This is a genomic window from Levilactobacillus angrenensis (assembly GCF_003946085.1).
Taxonomy (GTDB): Bacteria; Bacillota; Bacilli; order Lactobacillales; family Lactobacillaceae; genus Levilactobacillus; species Levilactobacillus angrenensis.
This window is the reverse complement of record NZ_RHOB01000035.1, coordinates 1-7545: the sequence shown is the minus strand read 5'-3', so window position 1 is coordinate 7545 and position 7545 is coordinate 1. Positions and strand designations below refer to the sequence as shown.

The following is a 7545-nucleotide window of genomic DNA, read 5'->3' as shown; positions in this document are numbered from 1 at the left end:
AGTCAGCCTATACGTTAGTTTTGTAGAAACTAACGGTGGCAAGTCTCGGCCAGTTTTAATTCGTCGGGTATCAGAACAGACGGTCGAGGCTTTTAAAATTACTAGTCAGTATGAAAAGAAGTCGGCTTATATCAAGCAACAATATTATCTGATTCAAGATTGGCAATCCGCTGGGTTGAAGAAACCTTCCTGGGTCGATCTTGGTAATATTTATCGCTTTCCCAAAGCCGGTTTAAACTTTAAACAAATCGGTCATTTAAGTAAGCTAGATCAAAATAAAATTTCAGATTTTACGCTTGACCTAAAATCAAAAAGAAGCGCGCATTTTAGAATCAAGTTAGCCACTGTCTCAAAATTTTTTGGACAATAAAAAACATCAAGAACAGATATCCTGTATCATTGAAGTTCCTACACAAACAATGGAAGAGGATGTTGTCTTGATGCAGAAACAGGATAGCACACACCGCCAAAAAGGTCAGCACTTAACATCACTCGAGCGCGGAAAAGTGGCCGGATTCCGCCAAGCTGGGAAGTCCAATCGTTGGATTGCTGCTGAAATTGGCGTCTGCCCGCAGACCATTAATAATGAAATCAAGCGAGGTACAGTAGATCAGGTCAAGAAGAGTAATGGCAAGCGCGTCTACCATCGACAATACCTACCAGAGGCTGCTCAGGCACGTTACGAGACTGCACGCTTGAGCTGCCATCGTCCTGACAAGTTCGCCAGTGTACAGGTCTTCTTAGCCTGGTACGTACAGCGAGCTAAGCAGGACAAATGGTCGCCGGATGCTTCAATCGGCTATGCCAAGCGACACAAGCTGTTTACTCCTGAAGAGCTTGTTTGTGCCTCGACTTTGTACCAGTACATTGACGACCAACGCCTAGAGATTCGAAATATCGACCTGTTGGAGAAGACTAAGCGGAAGACCTCTCACCAGCACCACACCAAGGCTAAGCGCCTGGCTGGCCGCAGTATCGAGGAACGGCCTAAGGTCGTTGAACGACGCAGGCAGTTCGGTCACTGGGAGATGGATACCATTGTCGGTAAACGCAATGGCAAGGAGAGCGTCATCTTGACTCTGATTGAGCGCAAGACCCGTTGCCAACTTCTCCGCTTGATCGAAGGACGAGATGCAGACTCTGTGAGCTATGCATTGCGTGGAATCAAGCGCGAATGGGGAGCTTGCATCAAGACCATCACAGCCGACAACGGACCCGAGTTCACCGCCTTAAATACTGCTTTTGCTGGGACGGAAACTGAGATCTTCTACGCCCATCCTTACACGTCCTGCGACCGTGGCACCAACGAGGCACATAACCGGATGATCCGCCAGGACTTCCCTAAGGGCATGTCCCTAGATGACATTAGCCCTAGTCAAGTGCAGGCCACGCAAGACCGCTTGAATCAGTTGCCTCGCAAACAACAGGGCTACTGCACACCCCAGCAAAACTTTGAGGCCGAAGCTCGGCGCGTTCGCCGCATGGCCCAGTAGTCTCTCTAGCGCCACAACTTCTATTTGATAACGGCCTGTTCTGGGATTGTCCTCAACGACTGGCTAACTTGTTCTTGCAATTTACGAATCAAAAAGAAGAGGTAAGGGTCAAAAGATAATTCAACAGCGATCAAGTAAAGGGAAGCACAAAGAAAGTAAAGCAGAGCTTACACAAAGAATTCAAAAACAGTTAAAAGACTTTGCTAAACACAATCCAGAAGTTAAGCCAAAAAACAATCCTGAAAATAAAAACGATCGACCTAGTTATTAGGTTGATCGTTTTTTAATTTATCCGGTTTATGGGCGTTGACATAGTCAGCAAATGTTTTTAAAAGTTCTTCGGTTTGTTCGACCGAGAGGTTATTAGCTTGAAAGTACTTTTCTAATAAAGCCCCTTTTTGAATTAATCGGCGAGAGCGGGCTTTGCGGGCTTGACGATTTTCATAGTATTTGGATTGTCGTAATTTAAAATCTTCCCGATCTATTTTCTCTTTCAAACGAGCTTTTTGCGCAACCAATTTTTCGTATTGATTAGCCATCATTATCACCACTTAGTTACAATTGGTTATTTGATTCATGGTTTAAAACCGTTGCTATTTTTTGCGCGAGGTCTTTGATCTTTTGATTCGATAAATTGGCGTAATCTAAATTTGACGTTTTAATAATTTGCTTGCCAAGGTTTTGTTCAATCTTACTTTTTTCAGCTTTGATCCTTTGATTAAGCTGTTTTAATTTAGCTTCTTGTTTTTCCAATGCCGATTGGGTCATCTTAACTCCTCCTGTCAAATTTGTATATAATTAATAAAGATAATAACACCTGAATCAATACAAGTCAACATAAATGTTGAAAAAGCGAAGCGTGAGGCGTACACTAACAGTAAATATAAGGGAATCAGAAGACCGAGTGAAATGAGGTCAATGCGCACTTACACCCTTGACACTTGTCAAGGGTAGATTTAATCCCCATTTTGATGGGGATTATTTGTATTAGAAGGCTAGCGCCAAATCTAAAGATTAACCAATCACATTGTGAAGAATCCAATAACTATAAGCAAGCCGAGCACTAGGAGTTAGAACCCAGGGGTGATTAATTTCAAAAATTTGAATTTCAGTTTCTAAGTAAAGTGGCGTCTTACCATGATTAAAAGCAAAAACGGGTTGCGGAAAATCAGGTTTACTAGCAACTTGATGAACACTTTGACGAGAGTTCATCTGCCACCGAATTTTTAAGTCTTCACGCGACAATAATTGTGGTAGCTGTGTTTTTTCAACTTGAGCTTGTTGTTGCAACTTTTGCGTAAAGGCTTGTTTAGTTTTGTTTTGATGCCAATCATCAAACAGATCATACTTGTTTGTTTCAAAATCTAAATCCATAAAGCCAGCCTCCTAACCGAAATTAATTTGATCTAGCATCGTTTCAGTACTAGCCTGGTCTAAGCCTAAATAAGCTAAAGTCATAGCTTCACTTGAATGATTTAATAAGTGCATGACTAAGCCAATATTGTAATTGGATTGCGTATAAACGCGATAAGCCCCAGTTTTGCGCATAGTGTGGGTACCAAGGTAATTAATGCTTAAAAGATCGCCGACTTTGCTCATGATTTTATAGAACTGTTTTTCCGTGATATGGCGCTCGGGGTGTTGAATGGACGGAAAGAGCCATTCAGAATCCAGCTGATGATCAAGCAGCCATTGACGGTACAATAAGAGCTCTGTTTGAACAGGTTTAAGGTACAAGGTATTCGGTTTACCAGTTTTTCGGTCATGAATAAACGCATTTTGTTTAATAGAACCGTCCGGATTAAAAATATCGGTTTGTTTTAAGTGCATGACATCACTGACTCGCAACAGTGTCGCTTTGCCAACTTGAAAAACGGTATAGTTACGCCGGCCAGCTTTAAAGTTGTTGAGTAAGGTATCTTGCACCTCTTTGAGAACGTTTGAATCTTTGATGGGTAAGACAACTTGTTGCATAGTTTTAGCTCCTTAAAAAATTGATTTTTAGTACAAATTAAAGTACAATATTAAGTACAATGAAAGGGTGGTAAATATGACATTAGCACTAACACAGAGCGATTTTCGCGCTAACCTAAAAAAATATTTAGATCAAGTTAATGACGAAGACGAAACCGTTTATATTGCTCGTTCAAATAGTCGCGCAGTAGCCATCGTTTCACAAGAAAAAATGGACTGGCTAGAACGAGCATTAAAAGCTAAAGAAGGTTCGTTAGAATATGCAATTGCACGTGATCAGTTAATTAAACGCCATGTTTTACCTGACGATGAAATTGTTGAATCAGATGATGATTATTGGGGTCAGTTTAAATAATGAAAAAACTAAGATTTAAACCACGTGCAACCTTTAATGCTGATTTAAAACGGTTAGCCAGTTTAGACAAATCTATTATTGATGAAGTTCGAGCAGCCATTGACCTGTTGCTTGAGCAACAACAATTACCATCAGAATTTGAAGATCATGAGCTTAATCGGCGAATGAGCGGTTATAATGAATTTCACTTACGAGATACCCCGAAAAACAAAACACCAAGCGAAACTAACGATGTCCTGGTGGTTTATACGATTGATAAAGATGAACTAGTCTTAATTGGCATTCGAGTCGGATCGCATGATCGTTTATTTCCTGGTCAAAATCGTGCTAAAAGGTATCGAAAGAATGACGAATAGAAGAAGTTATTTTTATAATATGAAAATAAATAACCCCCAATATCTACATTATAGATATTGGGGGTTATTCTTTCAATGTTTTCGAGGGGTTATTTGATAATTATAGTCCCTAATATAGGGACAAAGCTTATTTGAAAGTTTTTCTCAAACACATCATGTATTTTAGACTGTGCCACTATTATTCTCTGTTATAGGCAGACCAGAAACGCCCTTTTTTGTACATTTTATAAGTTCTTTTTTCAGTCAAACGTGCACGTTGTAACCGTCGTTTTTGCATTTTCCATCATCCCAAATCCTTACTCGCTTTTTCACTTTAATCATTTATTTATATATTTCATATTAATGATAAGTATACCGCTTTTACTAATAAACCACCTAATGATTATTGTGATTACAACAAAAAAATAAGTACCCACTCAAGACCATGCTGGTCAAGATGTGGCTACTTATTTAGTCGGTTATGATTGACGTTTGTCATTCAATTGTTTTTCTAATTCTTTAATCTTCTTCTGCTTGCGGCGAATGTACCAGATCAGCAAGATGATCAAGAGTAAAATCAAGAGGCCAATGCCGATATACAGCCACCAGTTAGGGCCCTGCTTCAAGACCGCCGTATGATTCAGATTAGTGGCCTCGCCCTGCGTAATCACGAAGTTCTGCTTAAATTGCCAGTGCTGCTTCTTGGATTTGACCTTGACGACTGCGGTGTACTTGCCAGCCTTCAGAGCATTTTGTCCGGTTCGCACCGGTAATTTGTAGATTGAACTGGGTGCCATCTGACCGTTAGTCAAATTTTGATGGTAGACTACTTTTTGGCCGCCACGATGGTAAATCTTGATCTTCGTTTGGACCTTATTCAAGTAGGCCGCCGTGTGGTTCACTAACGGAAAGTTGATGACGTTGCGGCCGTTGAGTTGCTCGACCGTGATCTTGTTCATCGTGAGGTGGTTCGTCGTCAAATCGCGATCACCATGCAGAACAACGGCTTCAGTATAGGCATACTGATTATTGACCGCGACCGCCTTTTTTGTTTCAGCGGCCGTTGCCTTTTTCAAGAAAGTCAGCCCACCAGCCAAGATACCGTCATACGATTTGGCCGGCATCTTGATTTGAAACTTGACGGTCTTAACTTGTCCCTTATCCAGCTTAACTTCGGACTGGTCAGTCGTCACCAGTTTGGCTAAATCATACGGCAAATCCGCACTTTTATTTTCAGTCGCCCGCTGATAAGCTACCACACCATTGATGTTGGTCGTCGCCTTGGAAATCCCAACATTGATCGTAATTGGCGCATTCGAGGTGTTGTGCACCTTCACCGCAATGGTCTGGGTCTGTTTTGGTTTTAACTTCAAATCAAAGTACGAGACGTTCGAATCGACTTGACTACTCGAACGTACCGGACTGATCTCAAATCCCACGGCCGAATCAGCCTTCGCTGATTGGGCCATGCCACCCATGAACAGACTCATCACACCGACTAATGCCGTTGCTAATAATGCTCGCAATCGTTTCCCCACACTCATCACGCCTTTTCTCTCAAATTAAGTCAGGATAGTGGTTCGACCAACATCATCATACCACTAGTAGGCTTCACGCTCACTTTAGTTAGATGGCGTAGCGCCCAAGTTCCAAGTCAACGTTGTCGTGTAGCCTTGAGCGAGCTTAGGCGTTGCACCCGGAACAGCCAGTGTAGAACCGCCGAACGTAAACGTCGAGATTCCGTTACCGTCACCAGCTAAAGCTGAAGCAACCGTGCCTGCAGCGCCATTAGTGGTCTTACCGCTCGTCGTCGTTCCAGGAGTCAAAGCGGCGTTCTCCGTATTAACCGTTGAATCACTTGAAACTTTGGTGCTATCAACCGTCAAGGCAGCGTTCGTCAACGCTGAGCCACCCGCATCCGTCTTCGTATTGAATTGTTGGCCTTGTGCCACGGTCAATGACCAGCCGGCATTCGTCCCCCGCAAATCACTAACTTTTACCGTTGGCGTGGTCGAAGCACCCAAAGTCGCATCAGCTGCCGAAATCGTATTTTTCCCAAATGAAAGGTTCGTATTATCCACTGACAATGATAGTGTCCCACTTGAGAAGGCCACATCACCTGTCGAATCCGTATCCGCGGCGTTTGCAACCACCGTACTTGTCCCTAAAACTCCAGCAACAACCATTAATCCCAAAACCATTTTTTTCATTACAATCTGCTTCCTTTCAAGTACCTGATTTATTCACAAAGAGCCTCAGCTCTGGTATAGTTAAATTGCTAAACAAAACCACATGAGAGAAAATGGCTCTATATTGAAAACTTTACAATAAATGGCATTAAATTTCAACCGCGCGTTTTATAATCAAGTTAGCCAAATACTTTTAGCTTGTAATTTGCCAAGACTTTTTTTATAAAAGCTTTGCTTTTTGTTTTGCAATAAATAATGCTAATGTAAGTGACAGAATAATTAGTACCAGTATCGCTAAGACACTTTTGATGCCAAAAGCAATAGTTAGACTTATCAGAATAATAAGTGGCAAATAAAAATAGTCCAATTTATTGACTTCTGAGCAATCCATACCAGTGTAGATTTATTAAAATTGTTACCAAAAAAACGCGTGTAGTTTGCTTACAGGGAATATTGGTCATAACTTAATACGACTTCTTCAGTCAATTAACTATATAACATTTTGGCTAATATAAGAAAGCTTTACCAAAAGTGCCACCATTTTTTATCGCTTCTATTTCTATACACGTCCTCTTCTGAGGTATTATTTTGTTGTTTCTGAAATGTCCCAGAAGTTTCAAGTAAGTCACTTGTTTTTTGAATATGGGCTTTTAACTCTCTATTTTCTTCTACAGTTGTTAATTGTAGTTGTTGTTGCTGATCTATTAATTTTGTTAGATGCTCTATTTGTTGGTCTTTGGCAGCAAGCTGTTTGTCACGTTGAGACTTTAAATCTGCTACTTCTCTTCTTAGAGTAGCGATTAGCTCATTATTTTCTTCGCTAGTCTTTGTCTCTTTTTTGTTACCTGTTTGTTGGTTATTTGCTACCAAAGGCTTTGCTACCTTATCTCTAATAATCCTTTCAGCTGTAAGGCTAATCATGTTTGTACCTTGACGATCTTTTTGTCGGTTCTTTGTTGGTTCTTTGTTGGTAGTCTTTGGTAGCGATATTGAATAGTCTGCTTGGAGACCTTCAATTCATTAGCAAGTTCTCTAATAGTTTTAGGCATGATTTCCAAACCCCTTTCGGAGTTCAGCAAGTGCTTCTTGTCTTGCTTGATCTCTTATTTTTTTATCGTGCTCGGCCTGTTTATCAGCCAATGCTTGTTTCTCAGTAGAGCCTAAAGTTAACCCCTTAACCTTGTCAATGGCGCGCCATT

Annotated in this window: 10 protein-coding genes and 3 pseudogenes; 5 read left to right on the top strand and 8 right to left on the bottom strand. The window is 41.1% G+C overall.

What is annotated here, in order from left to right; genetic code table 11:
* The 3 genes and pseudogenes from EKM83_RS12565 to EKM83_RS12555 form a co-directional block, all read left to right on the top strand.
* A pseudogene (locus EKM83_RS12565) lies at positions 1 to 316 on the top strand (hypothetical protein); the annotation flags it as partial.
* Between the two features lie 124 nt (positions 317 to 440).
* Positions 441 to 1493, top strand: coding sequence for an IS30 family transposase (locus EKM83_RS12560; RefSeq protein WP_010620018.1), 1053 nt, complete (start codon positions 441 to 443; stop codon positions 1491 to 1493).
* Between the two features lie 85 nt (positions 1494 to 1578).
* A pseudogene (locus tag EKM83_RS12555) lies at positions 1579 to 1764 on the top strand (hypothetical protein); the annotation flags it as partial.
* On the opposite strand, the gene EKM83_RS12550 reads toward EKM83_RS12555, so the two are convergent.
* From EKM83_RS12550 to EKM83_RS12535, 4 genes are all read right to left on the bottom strand, one after another.
* The gene (locus EKM83_RS12550; protein ID WP_125577897.1) at positions 1754 to 2032 is read right to left on the bottom strand and encodes a hypothetical protein; all 279 of its coding nucleotides are present in this window, start codon (positions 2030 to 2032) and stop codon (positions 1754 to 1756) included. The pseudogene EKM83_RS12555 and the gene EKM83_RS12550 sit on opposite strands and share 11 nt — an antisense overlap.
* Positions 2033 to 2048: 16 nt before the next feature.
* A complete protein-coding gene (locus EKM83_RS12545) occupies positions 2049 to 2261 on the bottom strand; it encodes a hypothetical protein (RefSeq protein WP_108910191.1) in 213 nt (70 codons plus the stop codon).
* A gap of 246 nt (positions 2262 to 2507) precedes the next feature.
* Positions 2508 to 2867, bottom strand: a complete 360-nt coding sequence (locus EKM83_RS12540; RefSeq protein ID WP_125577895.1) for a hypothetical protein — start codon at positions 2865 to 2867, stop codon at positions 2508 to 2510.
* A 12-nt stretch (positions 2868 to 2879) separates the two neighbouring features.
* Entirely contained in the window at positions 2880 to 3467 is a 588-nt protein-coding gene (locus EKM83_RS12535; RefSeq protein WP_125577893.1) for a site-specific integrase, read from the bottom strand.
* 76 nt (positions 3468 to 3543) lie between these two features.
* On the opposite strand from EKM83_RS12535, the gene EKM83_RS12530 reads away from it, so the two are divergent.
* Both EKM83_RS12530 and EKM83_RS12525 read left to right on the top strand, forming a co-directional pair.
* Entirely contained in the window at positions 3544 to 3822 is a 279-nt protein-coding gene (locus tag EKM83_RS12530) for a type II toxin-antitoxin system Phd/YefM family antitoxin (protein WP_003586674.1), read from the top strand.
* Positions 3822 to 4178, top strand: a complete 357-nt coding sequence (locus tag EKM83_RS12525) for a type II toxin-antitoxin system YafQ family toxin (RefSeq protein ID WP_054737375.1) — start codon at positions 3822 to 3824, stop codon at positions 4176 to 4178. The genes EKM83_RS12530 and EKM83_RS12525 overlap by 1 nt, the downstream gene beginning before the upstream one ends.
* Positions 4179 to 4636: 458 nt before the next feature.
* Here EKM83_RS12525 and EKM83_RS12520 read toward each other — a convergent pair whose 3' ends face one another.
* The 4 genes and pseudogenes from EKM83_RS12520 to EKM83_RS12505 form a co-directional block, all read right to left on the bottom strand.
* Positions 4637 to 5695, bottom strand: a complete 1059-nt coding sequence (locus EKM83_RS12520) for a DUF916 and DUF3324 domain-containing protein (protein WP_082230355.1) — start codon at positions 5693 to 5695, stop codon at positions 4637 to 4639.
* An 84-nt stretch (positions 5696 to 5779) separates the two neighbouring features.
* Positions 5780 to 6367, bottom strand: a complete 588-nt coding sequence (locus EKM83_RS12515; RefSeq protein ID WP_125577890.1) for a WxL domain-containing protein — start codon at positions 6365 to 6367, stop codon at positions 5780 to 5782.
* Between the two features lie 501 nt (positions 6368 to 6868).
* A complete protein-coding gene (locus EKM83_RS12510; protein ID WP_225418678.1) occupies positions 6869 to 7267 on the bottom strand; it encodes a DUF536 domain-containing protein in 399 nt (132 codons plus the stop codon).
* A 120-nt stretch (positions 7268 to 7387) separates the two neighbouring features.
* Positions 7388 to 7545: pseudogene (locus EKM83_RS12505) on the bottom strand (replication initiation protein); the annotation flags it as partial.